19 protein-coding genes are annotated in these 24,463 nt (G+C 66.5%); 11 read left to right on the forward strand and 8 right to left on the reverse strand.

Going from position 1 to position 24,463, the window contains the following annotated elements; all coding sequences use genetic code 11:
* Positions 1-57 precede the first annotated feature (57 nt).
* Entirely contained in the window at positions 58-606 is a 549-nt protein-coding gene (locus A6A04_RS22805) for a PAS-domain containing protein (protein ID WP_068489312.1), read from the forward strand.
* On the opposite strand, the gene A6A04_RS00595 is transcribed toward A6A04_RS22805, so the two are convergent.
* The 4 genes from A6A04_RS00595 to A6A04_RS00610 all read right to left on the reverse strand — a co-directional run bounded on the left by A6A04_RS00595 (position 607) and on the right by A6A04_RS00610 (position 4,567).
* Entirely contained in the window at positions 607-1,143 is a 537-nt protein-coding gene (locus tag A6A04_RS00595; RefSeq protein ID WP_216636065.1) for a heme utilization protein, read from the reverse strand.
* Positions 1,144-1,200: 57 nt separating this feature from the next.
* Positions 1,201-2,202, reverse strand: a complete 1,002-nt coding sequence (locus A6A04_RS00600; RefSeq protein WP_068489313.1) for a glycosyltransferase family 4 protein — start codon at positions 2,200-2,202, stop codon at positions 1,201-1,203.
* Positions 2,203-2,275: 73 nt separating this feature from the next.
* On the reverse strand, positions 2,276-3,793 hold the full coding sequence (locus A6A04_RS00605) for a 3-hydroxyacyl-CoA dehydrogenase (protein WP_068489314.1): 1,518 nt from the start codon (positions 3,791-3,793) through the stop codon (positions 2,276-2,278).
* Between the two features lie 3 nt (positions 3,794-3,796).
* Positions 3,797-4,567 (reverse strand): enoyl-CoA hydratase, encoded by a 771-nt coding sequence (locus A6A04_RS00610; protein WP_068489315.1) that lies wholly within the window; start codon positions 4,565-4,567, stop codon positions 3,797-3,799.
* 162 nt (positions 4,568-4,729) lie between these two features.
* Here A6A04_RS00610 and A6A04_RS00615 point away from each other — a divergent pair, with 162 nt between their 5' ends.
* From A6A04_RS00615 to A6A04_RS00655, 9 genes are all read left to right on the forward strand, one after another.
* The gene (locus tag A6A04_RS00615; RefSeq protein ID WP_068489316.1) at positions 4,730-5,611 is read left to right on the forward strand and encodes a glycine--tRNA ligase subunit alpha; all 882 of its coding nucleotides are present in this window, start codon (positions 4,730-4,732) and stop codon (positions 5,609-5,611) included.
* A gap of 4 nt (positions 5,612-5,615) precedes the next feature.
* The gene (glyS, locus tag A6A04_RS00620; protein ID WP_068489317.1) at positions 5,616-7,676 is read left to right on the forward strand and encodes a glycine--tRNA ligase subunit beta; all 2,061 of its coding nucleotides are present in this window, start codon (positions 5,616-5,618) and stop codon (positions 7,674-7,676) included.
* Between the two features lie 82 nt (positions 7,677-7,758).
* Complete coding sequence (gene ppdK / locus A6A04_RS00625; RefSeq protein ID WP_068489318.1) at positions 7,759-10,443, forward strand: pyruvate, phosphate dikinase; 2,685 nt, start codon at positions 7,759-7,761, stop codon at positions 10,441-10,443.
* Between the two features lie 148 nt (positions 10,444-10,591).
* The gene (locus A6A04_RS00630; protein WP_082914586.1) at positions 10,592-11,002 is read left to right on the forward strand and encodes a response regulator transcription factor; all 411 of its coding nucleotides are present in this window, start codon (positions 10,592-10,594) and stop codon (positions 11,000-11,002) included.
* Positions 11,003-11,087: 85 nt separating this feature from the next.
* Positions 11,088-11,462, forward strand: a complete 375-nt coding sequence (locus A6A04_RS00635; protein ID WP_068489319.1) for a COG4315 family predicted lipoprotein — start codon at positions 11,088-11,090, stop codon at positions 11,460-11,462.
* A 6-nt stretch (positions 11,463-11,468) separates the two neighbouring features.
* Entirely contained in the window at positions 11,469-11,975 is a 507-nt protein-coding gene (locus A6A04_RS00640) for a sigma-70 family RNA polymerase sigma factor (protein ID WP_068489320.1), read from the forward strand.
* A complete protein-coding gene (locus tag A6A04_RS00645; protein ID WP_068489321.1) occupies positions 11,972-12,739 on the forward strand; it encodes an anti-sigma factor family protein in 768 nt (255 codons plus the stop codon). Before A6A04_RS00640 ends, A6A04_RS00645 begins: the two co-directional genes overlap by 4 nt.
* A 49-nt stretch (positions 12,740-12,788) precedes the next feature.
* Entirely contained in the window at positions 12,789-13,010 is a 222-nt protein-coding gene (locus tag A6A04_RS00650; protein WP_068489322.1) for a hypothetical protein, read from the forward strand.
* Positions 13,011-13,076: 66 nt separating this feature from the next.
* Complete coding sequence (locus tag A6A04_RS00655; RefSeq protein WP_068489323.1) at positions 13,077-13,418, forward strand: MORN repeat-containing protein; 342 nt, start codon at positions 13,077-13,079, stop codon at positions 13,416-13,418.
* Between the two features lie 6 nt (positions 13,419-13,424).
* Here A6A04_RS00655 and A6A04_RS00660 read toward each other — a convergent pair whose 3' ends face one another.
* The 3 genes from A6A04_RS00660 to A6A04_RS00670 form a co-directional block, all read right to left on the reverse strand.
* Positions 13,425-14,240, reverse strand: coding sequence for an amidohydrolase family protein (locus A6A04_RS00660; RefSeq protein WP_068489343.1), 816 nt, complete (start codon positions 14,238-14,240; stop codon positions 13,425-13,427).
* 194 nt (positions 14,241-14,434) lie between these two features.
* Positions 14,435-18,031, reverse strand: coding sequence for a tetratricopeptide repeat protein (locus tag A6A04_RS00665; RefSeq protein WP_068489324.1), 3,597 nt, complete (start codon positions 18,029-18,031; stop codon positions 14,435-14,437).
* A gap of 37 nt (positions 18,032-18,068) precedes the next feature.
* Complete coding sequence (locus A6A04_RS00670; RefSeq protein ID WP_068489344.1) at positions 18,069-21,509, reverse strand: indolepyruvate ferredoxin oxidoreductase family protein; 3,441 nt, start codon at positions 21,507-21,509, stop codon at positions 18,069-18,071.
* A 203-nt stretch (positions 21,510-21,712) separates the two neighbouring features.
* Here A6A04_RS00670 and A6A04_RS00675 point away from each other — a divergent pair, with 203 nt between their 5' ends.
* Positions 21,713-22,693, forward strand: coding sequence for an NAD-dependent epimerase/dehydratase family protein (locus A6A04_RS00675; protein ID WP_068489325.1), 981 nt, complete (start codon positions 21,713-21,715; stop codon positions 22,691-22,693).
* Positions 22,694-22,705: 12 nt separating this feature from the next.
* Here A6A04_RS00675 and A6A04_RS00680 read toward each other — a convergent pair whose 3' ends face one another.
* Positions 22,706-24,385 carry a methyl-accepting chemotaxis protein gene (locus A6A04_RS00680; RefSeq protein WP_068489326.1) on the reverse strand — a complete coding sequence of 560 codons (1,680 nt, stop codon included), beginning with the start codon at positions 24,383-24,385 and terminating at the stop codon, positions 22,706-22,708.
* Positions 24,386-24,463: the final 78 nt, after the last annotated feature.

Raw genomic sequence — 24,463 nt, forward strand, 5'->3', positions numbered from 1 at the left:
CCTAGATGATTCTGGCGGGGCGTAAACTGGGAGGACTTCCAGGGGGGCAGGGCGGCCATGCGGCAACAGATTCTCGATGCCCTTGATGACGGTATCGCCAGTTTCGATGCGAGCCAGCGCCTGACGGCCTGGAACCGGGCCTTTGTGGACCTGCTGGACTTTCCCGCCGGTCTGATGCGGCCGGGGACGCCGTTCCTGGATTTCGTCGATTTCAACATTGCGCGCGGCGAACACGGCTCCGGCGAGCGTCGCATCATCGTCGGCCAGCGTCTGTCCCTGCTGCACGACACCTATGAGCGGCGGCGCCCCAATGGGCTGTTGTTGCGGGTTCGTGGCAAGCCCATGCCCGATGGGGGGTTCGTCAAGATTTTCACCGCCCTGGCCAGGGCTGACGCCGCCACCGAAGGCCCATCCCTGTCGGCGCGCGAACGCGAGGTGCTGCTGTGGGCGGCCAGGGGAAAGACCTCATGGGAGACCTCGGTCCTGGTGGGGATTTCGCCCAAGACGGTGGAATTCCACCTGAGCAATTGCCGCCGCAAGCTGGGGGTGGCGTCCAAGATCCGGCTGGTGGCCGAGGCGGTGGCGCGTGGCCTGATCCCGCTGTGATCAGTCGTCCTTGCTGGCGGTCTTTTTCGGCTTTGCGGAAGCCGGCGCGTCGGCCTTCTGGGGCTTGGGATCGCGGCAGGGACGGATGTTGTCGGGCGAGCCCACCACCTCGGCGGCATAGGTGGCCAGTTGCGACCCGGTCAGGCTGACCGCCTTGTCGAACTGCGGTGCCCGCATCTCACAATAACCATTGATTTCGTGAACGGTGACTGATTCCCGGTTGGTCAGGATGGTATTGTGCCGATCGAAGGCAGAGGCACTCTTGAAGAAGCGTAGCAGGATGCCCGCATTCTCGCTCAGAGTGGCTGCATGGCGCTGGATGTAACTCTGCCACTTGCCGGGCAGGCTGGGATCGTCGGCCCGGCAGTTCAAAGCCGCCACCTGAAGTTGGTAGTGGAACTGACGCAGTTGGGCTGCGGTGACTTGTTCGGTGCTGGCGCAACCGGCCTTGGTGGCTGCTCCGGTCGCCGCCGACAGGGGCGCGGTCCAGGCGGTCCAGATCAGGGCGGCGCAGACGGCGGCGGGAACGACTTTCAAGGCGGTTCTCCTCTGGTACCGATGAAGGCGCCAGTGTCGATGATACGGCCGCAAAACTCAACGACTGATCGGGTGCAGATGCTCGAGGAACTGGCCGGTCACTGTTGCCCAGGAAAAGCGGGCGGCATGGGCGCGGCAATCCTCGGGCGACAGGTGCAGTGCCTGCAGTGCCGCCTCCCTGAGGTCATGGGACAGAACGCCCACCGGCGCGTCGCCGATCACGTCCAACGGCCCGGTGACCGGAAAGGCCGCCACCGGGACGCCAGAGGCCAGGGCTTCCAGCATCACCAGACCGAAGGTGTCGGTCAGGCTGGGAAAGACGAAGACATCGGCGGCAGAAAAGGCCGAGGACAACTCGTCATCCCCATTGACGATGCGGAAATGGCAATCGGGAAAGCGCTTCATCAACCCGGCACGGGCCGGGCCGTCGCCCACCACCACCTTGGAGCCGGGCAGGTCCAGGGACAGGAAGGCGGGCAGGTTCTTTTCCACTGCCACCCGGCCCACATACATGAAGATGGGGCGGGGCAGGTCGAGGAAATCCTTGCCGCGCGGCCGGAAGGTGTCGATGTCGACCCCGTGCGACCACTCCACCGCCGCCGGGAAGTTCCACTCCTGCAGCTCGCGATAGACCGAGGGCGACGGGCACAAAGTGGCGGCGGCGGGGCCGTGGAAGCGACGCATCACCGCATAGGGCCAGGACAGCGGCACGCCGGTGCGCGCCCGCACATATTCCGGGAATTTGGTGTGATAGGCGGTGGTGAAGGGATAGCCCCGTTCCAGGCACCAGGCGCGCGCCGCCCAGCCCAGTGGCCCTTCCGTGGCGAGATGGACGGCATCGGGCCGAAATACGTCCAGGCGTTCGCGCAGCCGCGATTTGGGGAACAACGCCAGCGGAATTTCCGGATAGCTGGGGCAGGGCATGGTGGTGAAGCCGGACGGCTCCATCACCTCGACCTCGTGACCCAGGCCGCGCAATCCCTCGGTCAGACTGCCCAGCACCCGCACCACGCCGTTGCGTTGGGGCATCCAGGCGTCCGTGACCATGGCGATGCGCATCTCGTCCCTCCCTGCCGGTTCGGGCCATGGGTAGGACGGCTGGCAACCGCGCTCAAGTGACAGCTTGGTGAAATCACTCCGCCGTCAGCAGCGAGGCTCCCAGTTGCGCCCGGCGCTTCAGCCACAGGCTGGCGCGGTAGCGGGGGTCGCCGGTGATGCCATGGATGGCCTTCAGCACCGCCAAAATCTTTTCCGGGCCGATGCGGTCGCCCCAGGCCAGCGGGCCGAAGGGATAGCCCAGGCCCAGGGTCACCGCCTTGTCGATGTCGTCGGGGCTGGCGATGCGTTGCTGGGCGATCTCGCAGCCGATATTGACGATGGTGGCGACCACCCGCTGGGCGACGAAGCCGGTACTGTCCTTGATCACCGTCACCGGCTTGCCGTCGGCGGCGAACAGGCCCCAGGCGGCATCGCGCATGGCGGGGCTGGTCAGGGGATTGGTCATGACGGTGCGATGGGAATCGAGGCCGAACAGCGGGTCCACCGCCACGGTGCGGCGGGGATCGAGACCGAGGCGGACACAGGCCGAACTGCAATCCTCGCCCAGGGGCGCCACCACGCACAGGGCCTCGGCGCTGGGCCGGGCTCCGGCCTCGACGCTGGCGCCCAGCTTGGCGGCCAGGGTGGCGACGGCGGCCCAGCCATCGCCCGGCGCCACCCAGACGGTGCCGGGTCGGGCGGCGGGAGCGGCGGGGGGCGGCGTCAGAAGTTGCTTGTCGCCGTCATAGACATAGAAGCCGCGCCCCACCTTGCGGCCCAGCAGCCCGGCGGCCAGCCGGGTGCGGGTGATGGGCGAGGGACGGTAGCGGGGCTCCTGGTAATACTGGTCGTAGATGCTTTCCATCACCGGATGGGAGACGTCCAGCGCGGTGAGGTCCAGCAGTTCGAACGGCCCCATGCGGAACCCGGCGGCCTCCTTCAGCAGGCGGTCGGCGGCTTCCACCTCCACCACGCCCTCGCCCAGCAGCTTCAGCGCCTCGGTGCCATAGCCGCGCCCGGCATGGTTGACGATGAAGCCCGGCGTGTCCTTGGCCCGCACCGGGGCATGGCCCATGCGCTTGGCAAGGCTGGTCAAGGCATCGGCCACCCAGGGATCGGTGACGATGCCGTCGATGACCTCGACCACCTTCATCAGCGGCACCGGATTGAAGAAATGGAAACCCGCTACCCGGCCGGGCAGGCGGGCGGCCGCCGCGATGGCGGTCACCGACAGCGACGAGGTGTTGGAGGCGATGATGCAGGTGTCGGAGACAATGGCTTCCAACTCGCGGATCAGGGCCTGCTTGACCCCCAGATCCTCGATCACGGCCTCCACCACCACATGGGCGGCGGCGAGATCTGCGGTGCCCGAGGCCACCACCAGCCGCTCGGGGGCGGCGGCCAGGATTTCGGCCGCCAGCTTGCCCTTCTCAGCCAGCTTGCCCAGCATCTTCAGCACGTGGTCGCGGGCCTCGGCCGCCGCGCCGGGGCGGGCATCCACCAGGATGACGGTGCAGCCCGAGGCGCAGGCGATCTGGGCGATGCCGCGCCCCATGGCGCCGGTTCCCACCAGTCCCAGGGTCAGGTCGGTTCGAGTGGCGTCGAGAGTCATGACTTAGAGTCCCTCATAGACGGGCTTGCGCTTTTCCAGGAAGGCCTTCATGCCCTCCTTCTGGTCGCGGGATGCGAACAGCATCTGGAAGGCCTTGCGTTCCAGCATCAGGGCGGTATCCAGCGGCGCGTCCATGCCCGCCAGCATCACCTCCTTGATCTGGGCGATGGCCAGCGGCGGCATGCGCGAAATGGTCTTGGCCATGTCCAGCGCGGTTTCCAGCACCTGATCGTCGGGCACCACCCGGGCCGCCAGTCCCATGGCTGCGGCCTCGGTCCCCGAGATGGCCTGGCCGGTCATGGCCAGCCACATGGCCCGCGATTTGCCCACGGCGCGCACCAGCCGCTGGGTGCCGCCCGCGCCGGGCATGATGCCCACCTTGACCTCGGGCTGGGCGAAGCTGGCGTTCTCGCCCGCGATGATGATGTCGGCGTGCATGGCCAGTTCGCAGCCGCCGCCGAAGGCATAGCCATTGACCGCAGCGATCACCGGCTTGGGGCATTGGGCGATGGTGCGCCACAGCAGGTGGTTGTTCCTCAGCATCAATTCGATGGCGCCGATCTCGGCCATGTCCTTGATGTCGGCTCCGGCGGCGAAGGCCTCGGAATTGCCGGTCAGCACCACGGCGCGAACCGATGTGTCCGATCCCAGGACGCTCATATGCTCGGCCAGCAGGCGCCGCACTTCGGCGTTCAGGGCGTTCTTGGCCTCGGGCCGGTTAATGCGCAGCAGGGCGACGCCGTCAAGCGGGCGTTCCAGCAGGACTTCGGTCATGGTTTCCTCTTGTTTCGCTGTGCGAAATCACGTTTCAAACTTGCCTCCTGTGTAGAGCATTTCCCCAGGCCTGTCATCATCGGCGGCACCCTTGACCGAGTCCGGGCTGGCCGCTAGGGTTGCGACGGATTTGTTGCCACTCCTGAAAAACGGCGGATTCCCATGGGCATTATCGGGGCCAAGAAGCCCAGCTTCCAGAGCCTGATTCTCACCCTCCAGGCCTTCTGGGCCGAGCAGGGCTGCGTCATCCTCCAGCCATATGATATGGAGGTTGGAGCAGGGACCTTCCACCCCGCCACCACGCTGCGCGCGCTGGGGCCGGATAACTGGAAATGCGCCTATGTCCAGCCATCGCGCCGTCCCAAGGACGGGCGCTATGGCGAGAATCCCAATCGCTTGCAGCATTACTACCAGTATCAGGTGCTGCTGAAGCCCAGTCCGCAGAATTCCCAGGAGCTTTACCTGGAAAGCCTGCGCCGCCTGGGCATCGACCCGCTGGCCCATGACATCCGCTTCGTCGAGGACGACTGGGAAAGCCCGACGCTGGGCGCCTGGGGCCTGGGCTGGGAAGTGTGGTGCGACGGCATGGAGGTCACCCAGTTCACCTATTTCCAGCAGGTGGGCGGCATCGAATGCGATCCGGTGGCGGTGGAACTGACCTATGGCCTGGAACGCCTGGCCATGTATATCCAGGGCGTCGAGAACGTCTATGACCTGGACTTCAACGGCGACGGCGTCTCCTACGGCGATGTCTTCCTCCAGGCCGAGAAGGAATATTCGGCCCATAACTTCGAACATGCTGATACCGACATTCTGCTGCGACACTTCCTCGACGCCGAGAAGGAGTGTCAGAACCTGCTGGCCGCCGGAGTGGCGCTGCCCGCCTATGACCAGTGCATCAAGGCCAGCCACCGCTTCAACCTGCTGGACGCCCGGGGCGTCATCTCGGTGACCGAGCGCCAGGCCTATATCGGCCGCGTCCGCGCCCTGGCCAAGGCCTGCTGCGAGGGCTGGCTCGCCTCCCGTACCAAGAAGGAGGCCTAAAGCAATGGCCGAGTATCTGCTGGAAATCCTCTCCGAGGAAATCCCCGCCCGCATGCAGTCCCGCGCCGCCGACGACCTGCACCGCATGGTCACCGATGGCCTGGGCAAGAACGGCATCGGTTTCGAGGCCGCCCGCGCCTATGTCACGCCGCGCCGTCTGGTGCTGGTGATCGAGGGCCTGCCCCTGGCCGGTCCCGATGTGTCGGAGGAAAAGCGCGGCCCCCGCGTCGGCTCCCCCGCCCAGGCCATGGACGGCTTCCTGAAGTCCACCGGCATGACGGTGGAGCAGTTGGAGCAACGCGATACCGGCAAGGGCGTGTTCTATTTCGCGGTCATCAACAAGAAGGGCCGCCCCACCGCCGAGGTGCTGACCGAGGTGGTGCAGGCCGCCATGGCCGACTTCCCCTGGCCCAAATCCATGCGCTGGGGCGCCAATGCCGTGCGCTGGGTCCGCCCGGTGCAGTCCATCATCAGCCTGCTGGACGGTCAGGTGGTGCCGGTGGCGTTCGGGCCGGTCGCGGCGGGCGACCTGACCGCCGGTCATCGCTTCCTGGCCCCCGAGACCTTCCGGGTCAAGGATTTCGCCGACTATCTCAACAAGCTGCGCCATGCCAAGGTCATGCTGGACCCGGTGGAGCGCCGCCACGCCATCCTGTCCGGTGCCGAGGCGCTGGCGGCGGCGGAGGGACTGACGCTGAAGGCCGATGACGGTCTGCTCGCCGAGGTCTCGGGGCTGGTGGAATGGCCGGTGCCGTTGATCGGTTCCATCGACGACGCCTTCATGGATGTACCCGCCGAGGTGCTGATCACCTCAATGCGCTCGCACCAGAAGTATTTCTCGCTGCTGAAGGCCGACGGCTCGCTGGCACCGCGCTTCATCGTGGTCTCCAACATGGAAACTTCGGATGGCGGCAAGGCGGTTGTCGCCGGGAACCAGCGGGTGCTGCGCGCCCGGCTCTCGGATGCCAAGTTCTTCTGGGACACCGACCGCAAGCACAGTTTGCAGAGCCGCCTGGGCAAGCTGGACGAGCGGCTGTTCTACGCCAAGCTCGGCACCCTGGCCGACAAGGTGGTCCGCATCCAGAATCTGGTGGGTGCCATGGGCTTCATGAGCCTGGAGCAACGCACCAACGCCCTGGTGGCCGCCACCCTGTGCAAGGCCGACCTGTCGTCGGAGATGGTGGGGGAGTTCCCCGAGCTCCAGGGCATCATGGGCCGCTATTACGCGCTGAACGACGGCCTCAACCCGGAGGTGGCCAATGCCATCGCCGAGCACTACTCGCCGCTGGGGCCGAGCGATTCCTGCCCCACCGCCCTGGCCTCGGTGGCGGTGTCGCTGGCCGACAAGATCGACTCGCTGGTGGGTTTCTTCGGCATCGACGAGAAGCCGACCGGCTCCAAGGACCCCTTCGCGCTGCGCCGCGCCGCGCTCGGCGTCATCCGGCTGATCGTCGAGAACGGATTGCGGGTGTCGCTGCGGACGCTGTTCACCGAAGCTCATAAGAGCTTCGAGTCGGCGCTGACCGCCGATGCGGCCAGTGTCGCCTCCGACCTGATGGCCTTTTTCGCCGACCGCCTGACGGTCGCGCTGAAGGAAAAGGGCGTTCGCCACGACCTGATCAACGCGGTGTTCGCGCTTGGTGGGGAGGACGATCTGGTGCGGCTGCTGGCCCGGGTCGATGCCCTGGCCGCCTTCCTGGCCTCGGACGATGGCGCCAATCTGCTGGTAGCCTATCGCCGCGCCGCCAATATCGTGCGCATCGAGGAAAAGAAGGACGGCGTCACCTATACGGGTACCCCCGAGGGCCTGCAACTGCCCGAGGAGAAGGCCTTGGCCGAGGCCCTGGCCGGTATCGGCCCCCAGGTGGACGCGGCGCTGAAGGCCGAGGACTTCCAGGCTGCCATGGCGGCGCTGGCCACCCTGCGCCGTCCGCTGGACGCCTTCTTCGACAAGGTGACGGTGAATGCCGATGACCCGGCGCTGCGGGTCAACCGCCTGAAGCTGCTGGCCGCCATCGGTGCCGCCATGGGCCGGCTGGCCGATGTCTCCAAGGTGGAGGGGTAAGGGGCTCCACCCCTATGCAGACCGCCTGGGAAGGCGCATTATCACTTAAGTCCGGTAAGACCAGTTGGGAGTGAGGACGACCATGGAAAAGTGGGTCTACAGCTTCGGCGGCGGCAAGGCCGAGGGCCGCGCCGACATGAAGAATCTGTTGGGGGGCAAGGGCGCCAACCTGGCTGAGATGAGCGCGCTGGGCATTCCGGTTCCGCCCGGCTTCACCATCAGTACCGAGGTCTGCACCTACTACTACGCTAATGGCGAGGCCTATCCGCCGTCCTTGAAGGACGAGGTTCTGGCCGCCCTGGCGCAGGTTGAGAGCATCATCGGTCTCAAATTCGGCGATGAAGCCAATCCGCTGCTGGTCTCGGTGCGCTCGGGCGCGCGGGCGTCCATGCCCGGCATGATGGACACCATCCTCAACCTGGGCCTCAACGACAAATCGGTGGAAGGCCTGGCCGCCCGCTCGGGCGATGCCCGCTTTGCCTATGACAGCTATCGCCGCTTCATCCAGATGTTTTCCAACGTGGTGCTGGGCATCGACCATCACAATTTCGAGGAAGTGCTGGAGGAGGTGAAGGAGGACAAGGGCTATCGCCTGGATACCGACCTCACCGCCGACGACTGGAAGAAGGTGGTCGCCAAGTACAAGGACAAGGTGAAGGAACAGATCGGCAAGCCCTTCCCCCAGGACGTGCACGAGCAGTTGTGGGGCGCTGTCGGCGCCGTGTTCGGGTCCTGGATGAACCAACGCGCCATCACCTATCGCCGCCTGCACGAGATTCCGGAAAGCTGGGGCACCGCCGTCAATGTGCAGAGCATGGTGTTCGGCAATATGGGCGAGGATTGCTCGACCGGCGTCTGCTTCACCCGCAATCCCTCCAATGGCGATAACGAGTTCTATGGCGAGTTCCTGGTCAACGCCCAGGGCGAGGACGTGGTGGCGGGCATCCGCACGCCGCAGCAGCTGACCATTTCCGGCAAGCAGGCCCAGAGTTCCGACCTGCCCGCCATGGAAGAGTGCATGCCCGAAGTGTTCAAGCAGTTGAACGCGGTGCGCCACAAGCTGGAGGCGCACTACAAGGACATGCAGGACATGGAGTTCACGGTTCAGCAGAACCGTCTGTGGATGCTCCAGACCCGCACCGGCAAGCGCACCACCAAGGCGGCGCTGAAGATCGCCGTCGACATGGCGCGCGAAGGCGTCATCACCCGCAAGGACGCCATCAAGCGCATCGATCCCGCTTCGCTGGACCAGTTGCTGCACCCCACCCTCGACCCCAAGGCGCCGCGCAAGATGCTGGCGCGCGGCCTGCCGGCCTCGCCGGGCGCGGCTTCGGGCAAGGTGGTGTTCTCCGCCGACGAGGCCGAGGATTGGGTCACCAATAAGAAGGAAAAGGTCATCCTGGTCCGGATCGAGACCAGCCCCGAGGATATCGGCGGCATGCATGTCTCGGAAGGTATCCTGACCACCCGGGGCGGCATGACCAGCCACGCCGCCGTGGTGGCGCGCGGCATGGGCACGCCCTGCGTCGCGGGTTGCGGTGAGATTCGGGTCGACTACGCCGCCAAGACCTTGAAGGTGATGGGGCAGGTGGTGAAGGAGGGTGAGGTCATCACCCTGGACGGTTCCACTGGCGAGGTGTTCCTGGGCGCGGTACCCACCATCCAGCCCGAGATGACCGGCGATTTCGCCACATTGATGGAATGGGTCGACACCATCCGCACCCTGAAGGTCCGCGCCAATGCGGAAACCCCGCTGGATGCGGGCACGGCCCGCAAGTTCGGCGCCGAGGGTATCGGCCTGTGCCGCACCGAGCACATGTTCTTCGATCCCAAGCGCATCATCGCCATGCGCGAGATGATCCTGGCCGAGACCGAGAAGGGCCGCCGCGCCGCCCTGGCCAAGCTGCTGCCCTATCAGCGCCAGGACTTCGTCGATCTGTTCGAGATCATGCAGGGGCTGCCGGTGACCATCCGACTGCTGGACCCGCCGCTGCACGAATTCCTGCCGGTGACCGAGGAGGACATCGCCGAGGTGGCCACGGCCGCCGGGGTCGATGTCGCCACGGTGAAGGCCCGCAGCGCCGCCCTGCACGAAAGCAATCCCATGCTGGGCCATCGCGGTTGCCGTCTCGGCATCACCTATCCGGAAATCTACGAGATGCAGGCCCGCGCCATCTTCGAGGCGGCGGTGCATGTCAGTCATGAAACCGGCCGCACCGTGGTGCCCGAGGTCATGATCCCGCTGGTGGGTGCCCGCAAGGAACTGGACCTGATGAAGGCCGCGGTGGACAAGGAAGCCGCCGCTGTCTTCGCCGAGATGGGCCATTCGGTTCCCTATATGGTCGGCACCATGATCGAACTGCCGCGCGCCGCCCTGCTGGCGGGGGACATCGCCCAGACGGCGGCGTTCTTCTCGTTCGGCACCAATGATCTGACCCAGACCACCTTCGGCATGAGCCGCGATGACTCGGGTCCCTTCATCGAGGTCTACCGGCAGAAGGGCATCTACGAGCATGACCCCTTCGCCAGCCTGGACCAGGCTGGCGTCGGCGAACTGATCAAGATCGCCGCCGAACGTGGCCGCGCCACCCATCCCGGCCTCAAGCTCGGCATTTGCGGCGAGCATGGCGGCGATCCCGCCTCCATCGCCTTCTGCCAGATCGCCGGTCTCGATTACGTCTCGTGCTCGCCTTACCGGGTGCCGATCGCCCGTCTGGCCGCCGCCCAGGCGGCCCTGGGCGCCAGCGGCTCGTCGGGCACCGCCTGAGCGATGCTTGGTGGGTTCTTTGGAATAAGGGGGCTTCGGCCCCCTTATTTCTTTCCGCATTCCCCTTGAGCCCGGGCTCGCGAAGTGGCATTTCTTGTCTACGCATACAGACGAAAGTTTGTAGGCGCCACCAGCGAGGAACCGCCCCATGACCGAGACTTTCGACGACGCCTTCACCGCCTGGATGGCGGACAAGACCTTCCTGGTGGTGGAGGACATGTCCAGTTCCCGCATGCTGGAAGCCAGCCTGTTGCGCGGCCTCGGCGCCAAGAAGGTGGTGGCTGCCGTGGACGGCGCCGACGCCCTGGCCAAGCTCGACAGCGGCGCCGCCAGGCCCGACATCATTATCTGTGACTGGATCATGCCCGGCATCGACGGCATGGGGGTTCTGGAAGGCGCCAAGCAGCGCATTCCCGGGGTCAAGGTGGTCATGGTCACCGCCAAGACCGATCTGGATGACGTGAAGGTCGCCCTTGAGAAAGGGGCCGATGGCTACGTGGCCAAGCCCTTCACCCGTGACACCCTGGTGGCCTCGCTGAAGAAGCTGAAGGGCGCCTGATCTTTTTTTCAAGGCGGAGGGAATAAGGCGGGGGGGTGCCCTGTTTCATCCATATGGCCGATCCGAGCCATTGATGGAGGGACCCATGACCATTCGCTTCCTCGCCGTTCTCGCCGCCGCCGCCCTGGCTGCCACCGCCGCCGTCGCCGCCCCGGCCATGACCGGTCAAAGCTCCCTGGGGCCGGTGCTGACCGATGCCAAGGGCATGACCCTGTACACCTTCGACAAGGACGCCCCCGGCACCTCCAGCTGTGTCGACGCCTGCGCCCAGAACTGGCCGCCCTACATGGCCGGTGCCGGTGCCATGGCCGAGGGTGACTATTCCGTGATCAAGCGGCCCGATGGCGCCATGCAGTGGGCCTATAAGGGCAAGCCGCTGTATCTGTGGGTCAAGGACGCCAAGCCCGGCGACACCACCGGCGAGGGCTTCAAGGATATCTGGCACGCCGCCAAGCCCTGATCGATCATGAGTTCGGTGGAGAGCCAGATCGAGGCACAGATCCCAGGCCTGCGGCGTTATGCCAGGGCGCTGACCGGCAATGTCGCCCGGGCCGACGATCTGGTGCAGGATTGCCTCGAACGGGCGCTGTCGCGTCTTGCCCTGTGGCGGCGCGGCAGCAATCTGAAGGCCTGGCTCTTCACCATCATGCGCAATGTCTGGCTCAATGACCTGGCCCGTCACCGGGCGCGGCCGGACATGGACGCCTCCGACGACGGACTGGATCAGGCGGTGGTGGCCCCGGGGCAGATGGAGCGTCTGGTGATGCGTGACCTTGCCTCGGCGCTGGCGCAACTGGCGCCGGAACAGCGTGAGGCGGTGCTGCTGGTGGGTTTGGAAGGGATGAGTTACGCCGAGGTGGCCGAGGTGACCGGCGTGCCGGTGGGAACGGTGATGTCGCGCCTGAAGCGCGGACGCGATCGTCTCGCCCGGTTGATGCACGGCGCCGAACCGGCGATCAGGAGAGTGAAATGACGCGGCTGAGTGACGACGACCTCCATGCCTATCTCGATGGCGAGCTCGATCCGGCTCGGACCATCGAGGTCGAGGCATGGCTGGAAGCCGAACCGCAGGAGGCCGAGCGGCTTCGCCGCTGGTCCGATCAGAAGGAGGGCCTGCATCGCCTGTTCGATCCGGTGCTGGACGAGCCGGTTCCGCCGCGCCTGAGCCTTGCCGCCGTCAAGTCTGGCCGCCGGGCGCCCCTGGCAGGTGTTCTGCGGTTGGCCGCCGCCCTGGCCCTGGTCCTGGCGGGGGGGGCGGGGGGATGGTGGTTGCGCGGCGACGGCCAGGGGGACGGGCGTCCGCTCGCCACCGCCATGGCCGCCGAAGCCGTGTCCGCCCATGTGGTCTTCGCGGCGGAGGTGCGCCATCCGGTCGAGGTGGCGGTGTCAGACAAGGCCCATCTGGTGGGCTGGTTGTCCAAGCGGCTGGGAGCGCCGTTGAAGGTCCCCGACCTGTCGTCGGGCGGATTTACCTTGATGGGCGGGCGGCTGCTGCCCGCCTCGGAGTCCAGCGCCGCCGCCCAGTTCATGTATGAAAGCGCCAGCGGCCAGCGCCTGACCCTGTATCTGCGCCGGTCCGGCGGGGGCGAGACCACTGCCTTCCGTTTCGCCAACCAGAACGGGGTCGAGGCCTTCACCTGGATGGATGGGCCCTTCGGCTATGCCCTGGTGGCCGACATGCCGCGTGACCGCCTGCTGCCCCTGGCCCAGGCGGTGTATCACCAGTTGGAGAAGTGATCCCGCCCATGCAATATGGGCGGATGTCCTTCACCGGCAGGAGAGCGCCATGATCGGCCCCGACGGCAAGCCCCAGACCCGTGAGCAGATTCGTGCCGCCATCGCCACTTACGGCGCCTCGGCGCGCGGCTCGAAGGAGTTCATGGCCCTGCCCCGCGCCCTGGTGACCATTCTCGACAATCTGGCCTTGGGCAAGACCACCTATGTCAAAGGGATGGACGGTCAGGTTCAGGTGACGCGGCGCAAGGACAAGAGTCTCGCCGTCGGTTGAAATCGGTTTCCCACGGCCTTCGGCTTGGTTAAACTCCCGGCCAAGCAACCTGAACCGGTGAGACCCATGAGAAACCTGAAAGCCCTGGTGTTGTTCGGCGCCGTCCTGGCGTTTCCCTCCGTCGCGCTGGCGGGCGGTTGGGCCGTCGATACGGCGTCCAACTGCAAGGTCTGGAATGATTTCCCCGAACCCGGCGAGACCGTGAGCTGGACCGGCGCCTGCTACAACGGCCTGGCCGTGGGGCAGGGCAAGGTGGTGTGGTCCATTCGCGGCAAGGCCTACGAGCAGTATATCGGCGGCATGCTGGAAGGGCGCAAGCACGGCAAGGGCAAGATCATCCGCGCCGATGGCGATGTCGAGGAAGCCACTTTCGTCCTGGGGCACCGCACGCCGCACATGTTCTGGTAGGGTCGCCTACCGCCCGATCGGCGGGAACAGCGCCTCGGCGTTGTCCCGCGCGATTCGTGCCGCCGCCTCGGGCGGCAGCTTGTCGAGCCAGTCCCGCGCCCAGGCGGCGTGCTCGCCCACCTCTCTCCAGCGTTCCGGGGTATAGGTGTCGGTTCCGACCATGAAGCGGTCGGGAAATTCCAGCAGCAGACTCTTCCATTCCGGGGCGATATCGCCGCCCCGCGCCACGTCATAGCGGAAGGACAGGTCGGCCCAAAGATTGGGCTGGCGCCGCATCAGGGCGCGGACCGTCTCCGGCTTCTCGAACCCGGCATGGGCCCATAGGATGCGGGCCTTCGGGTCCTGGCGGAACAACCGTTCCACCGCATCGGCGTCGGAATGGGCATGCAGCACCAATCCATACTGGCGGGCCAATTCCACCATGCGTCGCACAATCGGCAGGTCGGCATCGGCGCCGGAGACGTGGAATTCCCCCAGGGCGACATAGCGATGGGTCCGCAGCCGATCCTCCACATGGGCGAGGATGGCGGGATCGCGCAGCCACGAGGTCAACTGTCCCCGCCGCTGATAAGGCCGCAGCGCCGGGCGGATCAGATCGGGGGCGGCGGCGAAAAGGCGCTGGGTGCCTTCGTCACTGGAACTGGACACCAGGGCGGCGACAATGCCCGCCTGGCGCAGCCGCGCCACCGCTTCGGCGGTGGGGGTGGAGTCCCAGGCGTCATGGCTGTAATGGATATGGGCATCGAACAGGGGCCGTTCCCCAGCGGCCAGCGGTGCCGAGAGCAGCAGGCCGATCAGAATTCCCGTCAGCCATGCAGGCATATCCATCTCCCTTGCGCCGAAGTTCGGCTGTCATCCCGAGCGGAGCGAGGGATCTCCACTTGGTGTGGTCGTGCCGATTCTGAGCGATCGGATCAGGATGGGATCCCTCCTCCCGATGGTTGTCGGGATGACAGGTTATTTCATTCGCCGACCGGTATCAGATGGCGGTGCCGCATCCGTGCGTCAAGGCGGGATCAACCCCGTTTCTTGGCCGTCAGGATCTTGAGGCCGGCCGCCACGCGGCTGACGGCGTGGCGCCACGATCCGTCCGGGGACTGGCGGAACAGCCGGGCGGTGGGATACCAGGGGCTGTCGTCGCGGCCGCGCGGCCAACGCCAGGTGAAGGCGTCGGGCAGCAGGACCCAGGCGGGCTTGCCCATGGCGGCGGCGAGATGCAGTTCGGGGGTATCGCCGCCCACCACCACATCCAGCCCGGCAATGACGGCGGCGGCCTCGGCCATGTCGGCGGGCGGCGGCGCCAGGACCTCCACCAGGGTATGGGCGCCAATGGCACTCAGGGAACGCTCCGCCTCCGTGTCCACCAGGGCGGTCAGAGCCAGTTCCGGATCGGCGGCCAGACCGATCATCTCCCCCAGCGGGCAGGCGCGATCGAGCGGGCGCCCGCCCCAACTCAGACCGACGCGCAGGCGTTCGTCCTTGGGCAGGCGGCGCGGCCGCAGATGGTCGGGCACGCTCAGATAGCCGCCGCGCTGGGCGCGCAGGGTGGTGGCGCCATGCAGCAGGCGGGGCAACTGGCTCATGGCGACGCGGTATTCGCAGACCGGCAGGGGTTCGTCGCCGATGGTGACATGCTCGACCCCGGTGACGTCATGGAGCAGCGGCTCCAGTTCGGGGACGCAGAAGACGGTGACCAGTCCGCCCCGGGCGGCGATTTGCGGGATGAAGCGGGACAACAAGATGGCATCGGCCAGATCGCAGTCCTGATACACCATGATGTTGTCGGCCATCAGATCCTCGCCCTGCCAGGGCGGGACCTGGGGATCGGGCGGCGGTGCCGAGGGGCGGGCGCGGAACAGCGCCAGCCCATCCGCGGTTTCCCCCGCCGCCATCAGCACCTGGGCCAGGGACCATTCGGCGCCGCGTCGGCGGTCGAGGATGCGACGCAGCAGGCGGGCGGCCTCGTCCAGGCGGCCCTGGTCGCGTCGCAGCATGGCAAGGTCGTAGATGAAATCCGGGTCATCGGGGTCCATGTCCAGGGCGCGCTCGATGGCGACCTCGGCCTCGTCATAGCGATGCAACTCGCGAAGCGCATTGCCCAGATTGGCGGTGACTCCGGCGGTAACTACCCGGGTGAGGGCGCGGCGATAACATGCGATGGCGGCGTCTCGCCGCCCCGCCATATGCATCAGCACGCCCTTATTGGCGTTGGCACCCGGGGCGAAGGGGTCCTTGATCAGGGCTTTGGCGTAGCATTCCGCCGCTCCGCCCAAATCCCGCATGCCCTGCAACGAAACCCCGTCCTCCACCAGCCGTTCGGCCTCGGCATGCCATTTGCCGATTTCGGCGGGGGAGGGCGGCAGGGTGGCGGGACCATAATGCTCGACCGGTTCCAGGCCGGGTGCCAGGGCCAGCACGGTACCCGGGCGCTGGTCGAAAGGGGCCAGCGGGCCAAAGGCCACCTCGGTGGGGAAGCTCCACAGGCTGAAACCCATCTCGGCCGCCCGCTCGGCGGCGGAGGATCCGGGGCGATGCTCGAACAGGATCACGTCGGCCGGGCGGCTGGAGATTCCTGCCAGGACGGATTCCTCCCAACCGGTCTGGCCGACGCGCACCACCAGCCGGCGGGCGGCGAAGCCGGGACGCTCGGCCAACAGCCGGTCCAGGCTGGTGGTGGCGATGTGGCCGGGAATGCCGGGGGGAAGGCTGAAGACCCGCCGCCCGGAACGGACATGGGCGCTGGCCAGGACCTCTTCGCCATCGCGTCCCAGGGCCGCCTCGATCACCTCGATGGTGGGACGGTCGCGGAAATGCTCGCGCAGGGCGGCGGCCCGGGAGGGGCTGGGGTCGATGGCCAAGACCTCGATATCGTCGCGCTCGGGAATCAGGTCGCCATCATCGGCCTGGCAGTCCACCAGCAGGTCGCCGGGTCGCAGATGGGCGTCAAGCAGGGCGCGGTGGGCGGGGGCTGGTCCCATGGCCCGGAAGCGCAGCCGCGCCTGGGCGGTGGCGCTGTCATCGGCCAGCCGCGCCAGATGCAGTCGGGCGGCATGCAGTACCGGTTCCCAGTCCTCTCCCTGGCCGCGCCGCAGCAACTGGGCCGTGGGATACCAGGGAGAGCGCTCGGTGTCGCGCATCCAGCGGGGATGGCCGTCGGCGGGGATCAGCACCAGGACCGGCTTGCCCATGGCGCCCGCCAGATGGGCGGTGGGGCAGTCGGCGGCGACGATGACATCCAACTCGGCGATACGTCCGGCCAGATCGGCGTAATCGGCGATGGTGGGGCCGAGATCGGTGACCAGCGAGGGGTCGGCAAGATTGGCGGCGGCGTCGGCATCGGCGCTGACCTCCAGCGCGAACAGCACGACGCCGGGGATTTCCGCCAGGGGCAGGAACAGCGGGAAGGGAATGGCGGCGGCCTGATCGCGCCCTGCCCAGGCGATGCCCACCTTCAAGGCGGTATCGGGCGGCGCCAGGATGGGGCGGCGGCGGCGCGGCGGCGGCTCCAGCCACGGTGCCTCGGGCATGTGCTCCAGGTCGAAATCCAGCAGCCGCGGCAGGTCCATCAGCGAAGCGACGAAGTCGGCCTCCACGTCCAGCGGCAGCGGCCGGTCGCTGCGTTCCACCCGGGTCACTCCCTCCATTCCGGTGACCAAGGGCATCAGCCCAGGCTGAACCACCAAGATCAGTCGGGCATTGGGCCGGGCCGCCAGCGGCACGTATCTCAGCATGCGCAGGGTGTCGGACAGGCTGTTCTCGGCGAACAGCAGCAGGCTGGCGCCATTCAAGGGCGCTCCATCCCAAGCGAGCCCGTGGATGGCGGGTCGCCCCGATCCGGGGCGCAGCCAGCGCCATTCGGCGTCGCGCCAGGACTCGGCCAATCGTCCGGTCATGACCAGCAGGTCGGCGCGGGCCAGGCGGGCTTCCAGGTTTTCGTCGTCCAGGGCCAAGGCGCGGTCGATGCGCAAGGAGGCCTCTTCCATGCGGCCCAGGGCCATCAGCGACAGCGCCATGCCCGCGTGGTGGGCGGGATCGTCGGGGTCCAGCGCGATGGCGTCGTGGAACAGGTCGACGGCTTCGTCGTGGCGGACGCATTTGGCCAGATGACGGGCCAGGGCGGTCAGCGATGGCAGATGGCTGGGCGCCAGGGCCAGGGCGCGCCGCAGACAGGTTTCCGCCGCCGCCAGATGGCCCTCGTCGGCCAGCAGCCGGGCGAGGCCGCACCAGGTCATGGGGGCGGTGGGCCGCTCATGCACCAGCAGTTCGTGAATGGCGTGGGCGTCGTCGTTGCGGCCCAGCAGGCGCATGGCCTCGGCCATTTCCACCCGGGCGCCCATATGGCCGGAATCCAGGGACAGGATCTGGTTGCACCAGTGCAGCGCCTGTTGCGGTCGACCGCTTTGCAGGTGGATCTGGGCGATGGCGAGGCGGGCCTCTGTATGGTCGGGGTCCACCTCGACGATGCGTTCGAAGGCGGCTACGGCACCGGTAAAGTCGCCGACGCGACGTGCCAGTTCCGCTTCCTCCAGCAGGCCGTCAATGACCACGGTGACGGAATCGACCTCTCCGTCCCCATCGCCCGCCTCGATGATCCCGTCCTCGATCTCCATCATTCCCGAAGTCAAACGCGACCGGGGGCGTTAATCAAGCTCAATCGGCGGATTTGACTTCAGTCGAGCGAAAGGCGGTCATCAGTTGCGCCAATCGGGCGTGATACTCGGCCGCCGCCTTGGCCTTGACGGGGCCGAATCCCCGAATCTGGCGGGGTAGCGAGGCGATGTCCACCGCCAGCCGGTGATTGTCCGGGGTCAGTCCCTGGGCCAGTTCGTCGAGAATTTGAGTGAATTCCCCGATCAGGGCCCGTTCCTGGCGGCGTTCGGCGGTATAGCCGAAAAGGTCGAACGGGGTGCCGCGCAGCCCTTTCAGGCGGGCCAGTAACGGCATCAGCTGCAGCACCCAGGGGCCGAAACGGCGCTTGCCCCCGCCCAGCAACGGCGGCGCCAGATGCAGTTCCAGCCGTTCCCACGAATCGAACTGCTCCTTCAGCGAGGCGAGGAAAGAGCCATCGGAATAGAGGCGGGCCACCTCGTATTCGTCCTTGTAGCTCATGAGCTTGGCCAGGGAACGGGCGGCCGCCTCGGTCAGGGACTCGGAGGCCGGGGCCGCCCGGCGTTCGGCCTTGCGCACCCGGCTGATGCGCTTGTAATAGCGCTCGGCCAGGGTGACGTCCTGGTAGGCGGTCAGGTGCTCGACCCGGCGGCGGATCAACTCGTCCAGGCTTTCCGACAGGCGGCGATGGTCGGAGCGGTCCACCGGCGGGGCCGCCAATCTCTCGATCTCGGCCAGATCGACGGCGGCGCGGCGTCCCCAGCGGAAGGCGCGCCGGTTGAACTCCACCTTGGCGCCGTTGAGGTCGATGGCGCGCAGGATGGCGGCCTCGGTGAGGGGAATGCCGCCCTTCTGCCAGGCATACCCCACCAGGAACATGTTGGTGGCCAGGGCATCGCCCAGCAGGGTGGTGGCCAGCCGGGAGGCATCCAGGAAGTCGACATCGCCGCCCACCTGCTCGCGGATGGTGTCGTGCATGCCCCTGCCGGGAAAGTCCAGGTCGGGCGCATGGGTGAAGGTGGCCGGCATGGACTGGTGGTCGTTGACCACCGCCATGGACTGGCCGGGCTTGAGCTTGCTCAGGGTTTCGAACCCGGCCGCCACCACCATGTCGCAGGCCAGCAACAGCCGCGCCTGTCCGGCGGCGATACGCACCGCGTGCAATTTGTCGGGGTCGTCGCAGATGCGCACATGGCTCATGACGGCGCCGTTCTTCTGGGCCAGGCCGGTCTGGTCCAGCGAGGTCACGCCCTTGCCCTCCAGATGGGCGGCCATGCCCAGGACCTCGGCCACCGTCACCACGCCGGTGCCGCCGATGCCGGTGACCACGATGCCGAACGGCTTGTCGGCGGCGGGCAGCACGGGTTCGGGCAGGGGGGCGGTGTCGGGCTCGTCGGCCTCGGCATTGCGGCGGATGGCGCCGCCCCGAACACTGACGAAGCTGGGGCAGAAGCCCTTGACGCAACTGAAATCCTTGTTGCACGACGACTGGTCGATGGCGCGCTTGCGGCCCCATTCGGTTTCCACCGGCACCACGGCGACGCAATTGCTTTGCACACCGCAATCGCCGCAGCCCTCGCACACCTTCTCGTTGATCACCACCCGCTCGGCCGGATCGGGCATCAGGCCGCGCTTGCGGCGACGGCGCTTCTCGGCGGCGCAGGTCTGGTCATAGATCAGAACGCTGACGCCCTTGACCTCGCGCAACTCCCGCTGCACCGCGTCCAGGTCGTCGCGATGATGGAAGCTGACCGCGGCCGGGAAACCGGCATCGGCGGGATACTTGCCGGGATCGTCGCTGACCACGGCGATGCGCCCGACCCCCTCGGCACGCACCTGGGCGGCGATCATGGGCACTGACAGGGCGCCCTCGGCGGGCTGGCCGCCGGTCATGGCGACGGCGTCGTTGAACAGGATCTTGTAGGTGATGTTGACCTTGGCGGCCAGGGCGGCGCGGATGGCAAGCGAGCCGGAATGGGTATAGGTGCCGTCGCCCAGATTCTGGAACATATGGGCGCGGGTGGTGAAGGGGGCCTGGCCGATCCAGGTGGCGCCCTCGCCACCCATATGGGTATAGGTCAGGGTCTCGCGGTCCATCCAGGTGGCCATGAAATGGCAGCCGATTCCCGCCATGGCCTGGCTGCCTTCCGGGACATGGGTCGAGGTGTTGTGGGGACACCCGGCGCAGAAATAGGGAATGCGGGAAAAGCCCTGGGGCACGGCGGCCAGTTGGCGTTCCTTGGCGTCGAGCCAGTCCAGGCGCTCCTTGACCCGAAGCGAGGTGTAGAAGCGGCCGATGCGCGCGGCGATGACCCGGGCGATCTGGGCCGGAGTCAGTTCTCCGGCGGCGGGCAGGGTCCAGGCCCCGGCCTCGTCGAACTCCCCCACCACGCGGGGGCGCACGTCTTCCCGCCAGTTATAGAGCTGGGCCTTCAGTTGTTCCTCGACGACGGAACGTTTTTCCTCCACCACCAGAATCTCGTCGAGGCCCTCGGCGAAGGCGCGGATGCCGGTCTGCTCCAGCGGCCAGCTCATGCCCACCTTGTAGAGGCGGATGCCGATCTCGGCGGCATGGGCCTCGTCGATGCCGAGATCGGCCAGGGCCTGCAACACTTCCAGATGGGACTTGCCCACGGTGACGATGCCGAAGCGCGGCTGCGGCGAGTTGATCACCAGCCGGTCGATGCGGTTGGTCCGGGCAAAGGCCAGCGCCGCCGGAATGCGGTGGCGCATCAGCAGCATTTCCTGCTCCAGGAACTTGTGCGGCCAGCGGATGGACAACCCGCCTGGCGGCATCTCGAAATCGACGGGACTGTCGAACTGCTGACGCCAGGGGTCCACCAGCACCGAGGCCGAGCTTTCCACCGTCTCGGAAATGGCCTTCATCCCCACCCACAGGCCGGAAAAGCGCGACAGCGCCCAGCCGAACAAGCCGAAATCCATCAGCTCCTGCACGCCAGCCGGATTGAGCACCGGCATCTGCGCCGCCATGAAGACGTGCTCGCTCTGATGCGCCAGGGTCGAGGACTTGGCGCCGTGGTCGTCACCCGCCAGCACCAGAACGCCGCCATGGGGCGCGGTCCCGGCGGAATTGCCGTGCTTGAATACGTCGACACTGCGGTCCAGTCCCGGGCCCTTGCCGTACCACAGGGCGAAGACGCCATCCTTGGACGGTTGGGGGAACAGGCCGATCTGCTGGGTGCCCCAGACGGCAGTGGCGGCTAGGTCCTCGTTGAGGCCGGGCTGGAAACGGATGTCATGGGCGGCCAGGAACTTTTCCGCCCGCCACAGCTCCTTGTCCAACCCGCCCAGCGGCGAGCCGCGATAGCCCGAGACGAAGCCGCCGGTATTCAACCCGGCGGCCTTGTCGCGCAGGCGCTGGATCATGGGCAGCCGCACCAGGGACTGGATGCCCGACAGATAGACGCGCCCCTGGTCCTGGACGTATTTGTCGTCAAGGGTCACGGTGCGGGTGAAGGTCATGGTGGCCATCTCCTCTCCCCTCTCTGCTTTACAGGTGGCCCCTGGGCGGCGGCTGTGAAGATGGTGGCCCAAAATAGCAATGAACGCACGCGAAGCGCGGTGACGGGGCAAGGATGTTACGGTTTCGTGAGTGAAAGACGGGGGATGATTTCCCTCGGCGTTCAAGCTATATGGAGGCGGTTGGGAATCAGGGGCCTTGAAGCATGTCCGTCCTCGTCACCGGCGCCGCCGGATTTATCGGCTATCATACCTGCCAGCGCCTGCTGGAGCGTGGCGAGACGGTGGTGGGCGTCGACAACCTGACTCCCTATTACGATGTCAGCCTGAAGGAATTGCGGCTCTCTCGGCTGGCCGCCCATCCCAATTTCACCTTCAACCGCGCCGACATCGCCGACCGTGCCGCCATGACGGTGATCGCCGACGCCAATCCCGAGGTGGACTCCTATGTCCATCTGGCGGCCCAGGCCGGGGTGCGCCATTCCCTAACCGCGCCGCACGACTACACCCATTCCAATATCGAAGGCCATCTGGTGATGCTGGAACTGGCGCGGCGCTCGGGCCGCTGCCGCCATTTCGTCTATGCCAGTTCATCCTCGGTCTATGGCGCCAATACCAAGTTGCCGTTCTCGGTGGACGACCGGGTCGACACTCCCATCTCGCTCTACGCCGCCACCAAGCGGGCGGGCGAGCTGATGAGCCATTCCTACAGCCATCTGTTCCGGGTGCCGACCACCGGGTTGCGGTTCTTCACCGTCTACGGCCCCTGGGGGCGGCCCGACATGGCGGCCTATCTGTTCGCCCAGGCCATCATGGCGGGCGAGCCCATCAAGGTGTTCAACAACGGCGATATGCGCCGCGACTTCACCTATATCGACGACATCGTTTCCGGGGTGGTGGGGGTGCTGGACAACCCGCCTGCCGATGATGGGGTCTCGCCGCCCTATCACCTCTACAATATCGGCAATAACCGCTCCGAGCGGCTGATGGACTTCATCGGCCTGGTGGAAACCTCGCTGGGCAGGAAGGCGATCTATCAGTTCGAGCCCATGCAGCCCGGCGACGTCAAGGAGACGGCGGCCGACATCACCGCCATCCAGCGCGATGTGGGCTTTGCGCCCACCACCCCCATTTCCGTCGGCGTGCCCGCCTTCATCGACTGGTTCAAGTCGTATCACGGGCTGTGACGCAAGGCGGCATCACGCCGCCTTGACGCCGTCCAGGAACGTGGCGACCACGTTCTTCAATCCATCGGCCTGCTGGTTGACCGATCGCACCGAGGTCAGCACGCTTCCCGCCGCTGCGCCGGTTTCCTCCGCCGCCTTGGTGACATCGCCGATGGTGGAAGACACCTCCTGGGTGCCGGAGGCCGCCTGCTGAACATTGCGGGCAATTTCAGCCGTGGCGGCGCTTTGCTCCTCCACCGCCGAGGCGATGGCGGCGGAGATCTGGTTGATTTCCTCGATGCGCCGCACGATGCCGCCGATGGCATCCACGGCCAGACGGGTGGCATCCTGCACGGCGGCGATCTGCAGGCCGATCTCGTCGGTGGCCTTGGCGGTCTGGTTGGCGAGATTCTTGACCTCGCCCGCCACCACGGCGAAGCCCTTGCCCGCGTCGCCCGCCCTGGCCGCCTCGATGGTGGCGTTGAGCGCCAGCAGGTTGGTCTGCGACGCGATGTCGTTGATCAGGCTGATGACGGCGCCGATGCGGGCCGAGCTTTCCGCCAGTCCGGTCACGGTCTGGTTGGTCCGCACCGCCTCTTCCGATGCGGTGCGGGCCGCATGGGAGGACTGGGTGACCTGTCGGCCGATCTCGTGGATGGAGGCCGCCAGCTCCTCGGCGGCCGAGGCAACGGTCTGCACGCTGGCCGAGGCTTCCTCGGAAGCGGCGGCCACCATCACCACCTGGCGGCTGGTCTGCTGGGCGGTGGCGCTCAGGCCCTGGGCGGCGTGCTCCATGTCGCCCGAGGCCTTGGAAACCTCGGCCAGGACATTGGAAACGGCCTTGTCGAAATTCTGGGTCAGGCTCTCGATGGTTCGGCCACGAGCCATGTTGCGTTCCTGGGCGGCCCGCTGCTCCGCTTCCAACTGCTCGGAGCGGACCATATTGTCCTTGAAGGTCTGCATGGCGGTGGCCATGCGCCCGACCTCGTCGACCCGCCCCACCGCCGGGATGGTCACCGAGACGTCCTTTTCCGCCAGATTTCGCATGGCGCTGGTCATGGCGATGATGGGCTCGGCGATGCTCTTGCGCAGCATCATGCCGAAAGCGATGACCAAAGCTATGACACCCGCCACGGTGACGAACAGCATGGCGCGGGTGGTCAGATACATGTCATCCCCGGACTTTGAAGCCTGCTGCGCGCCCAGGATATTGATGTCGATGGCCTTGGTCGCATGCTTCTGGGCATCGGTGTAGAGCTGCATGCTGGACAGGATCAGATCACGGGCCTTGTCGTTCTCGTTCTTTCGCGACAGATCCAGGGCGCGGGTGGTCATTGCCTGGTAATCCGTCATGACCTTGGTCCAGGAATCAAAATTAGCCTGTTCCTCCGGCGAGGAAATCAGCTTGGCATAGCGCTCCTTGGCGGACACGAATTGTCCATACTGAGATTCAAGAATGCCTTCCACCGCCACCATTTCCTTGGCGTCAGTGGTGAGCAAATGGCGGAAGACCGTTGCTCGCTGCTTGGCCAGCAACGCGTCCAACTCCCGCGAGACATCGACACTGGGCAGCCAGTTCACTTCCATTTCCGTGGCGACGCTCTTTACCGCTGCCAAGCGGTTGACGGCGAACAGCGACAGACCGATGACCACGGCGAGGATAAGGCCGAAGGCGATCATCAGTTTCTGGGCGACGGTGAACCGGTCAAGCATGGGACGCTCCTTATGGATAGGAGAGCGCCACCGACCCGCTGGTCTATGGCGGATGTCATAAGCTGAATCCCATATGTT

Origin of the sequence: Paramagnetospirillum marisnigri (assembly GCF_001650715.1) — a bacterium.
GTDB lineage: Bacteria > Pseudomonadota > Alphaproteobacteria > Rhodospirillales > Magnetospirillaceae > Phaeospirillum > Phaeospirillum marisnigri.

Excerpts from the sequence above, each read along its gene's own strand:
- A6A04_RS00640 (WP_068489320.1), top strand. The coding sequence starts at position 11,469 with ATGAGTTCGGTGGAGAGCCAGATCGAGGCACAGATCCCAGGCCTGCGG.
- A6A04_RS22805 (WP_068489312.1), top strand. The coding sequence starts at position 58 with ATGCGGCAACAGATTCTCGATGCCCTTGATGACGGTATCGCCAGTTTC.
- A6A04_RS00615 (WP_068489316.1), top strand. The coding sequence starts at position 4,730 with ATGGGCATTATCGGGGCCAAGAAGCCCAGCTTCCAGAGCCTGATTCTC.
- A6A04_RS00635 (WP_068489319.1), top strand. The coding sequence starts at position 11,088 with ATGACCATTCGCTTCCTCGCCGTTCTCGCCGCCGCCGCCCTGGCTGCC.
- A6A04_RS00655 (WP_068489323.1), top strand. The coding sequence starts at position 13,077 with ATGAGAAACCTGAAAGCCCTGGTGTTGTTCGGCGCCGTCCTGGCGTTT.
- A6A04_RS00600 (WP_068489313.1), bottom strand. The coding sequence starts at position 2,202 with ATGCGCATCGCCATGGTCACGGACGCCTGGATGCCCCAACGCAACGGC.
- A6A04_RS00645 (WP_068489321.1), top strand. The coding sequence starts at position 11,972 with ATGACGCGGCTGAGTGACGACGACCTCCATGCCTATCTCGATGGCGAG.
- A6A04_RS00670 (WP_068489344.1), bottom strand. The coding sequence starts at position 21,509 with ATGACCTTCACCCGCACCGTGACCCTTGACGACAAATACGTCCAGGAC.
- A6A04_RS00675 (WP_068489325.1), top strand. The coding sequence starts at position 21,713 with ATGTCCGTCCTCGTCACCGGCGCCGCCGGATTTATCGGCTATCATACC.
- A6A04_RS00610 (WP_068489315.1), bottom strand. The coding sequence starts at position 4,567 with ATGACCGAAGTCCTGCTGGAACGCCCGCTTGACGGCGTCGCCCTGCTG.
- A6A04_RS00680 (WP_068489326.1), bottom strand. The coding sequence starts at position 24,385 with ATGCTTGACCGGTTCACCGTCGCCCAGAAACTGATGATCGCCTTCGGC.
- A6A04_RS00630 (WP_082914586.1), top strand. The coding sequence starts at position 10,592 with ATGACCGAGACTTTCGACGACGCCTTCACCGCCTGGATGGCGGACAAG.
- ppdK (WP_068489318.1), top strand. The coding sequence starts at position 7,759 with ATGGAAAAGTGGGTCTACAGCTTCGGCGGCGGCAAGGCCGAGGGCCGC.
- A6A04_RS00665 (WP_068489324.1), bottom strand. The coding sequence starts at position 18,031 with ATGATGGAGATCGAGGACGGGATCATCGAGGCGGGCGATGGGGACGGA.
- A6A04_RS00605 (WP_068489314.1), bottom strand. The coding sequence starts at position 3,793 with ATGACTCTCGACGCCACTCGAACCGACCTGACCCTGGGACTGGTGGGA.
- A6A04_RS00660 (WP_068489343.1), bottom strand. The coding sequence starts at position 14,240 with ATGCCTGCATGGCTGACGGGAATTCTGATCGGCCTGCTGCTCTCGGCA.
- A6A04_RS00650 (WP_068489322.1), top strand. The coding sequence starts at position 12,789 with ATGATCGGCCCCGACGGCAAGCCCCAGACCCGTGAGCAGATTCGTGCC.
- glyS (WP_068489317.1), top strand. The coding sequence starts at position 5,616 with ATGGCCGAGTATCTGCTGGAAATCCTCTCCGAGGAAATCCCCGCCCGC.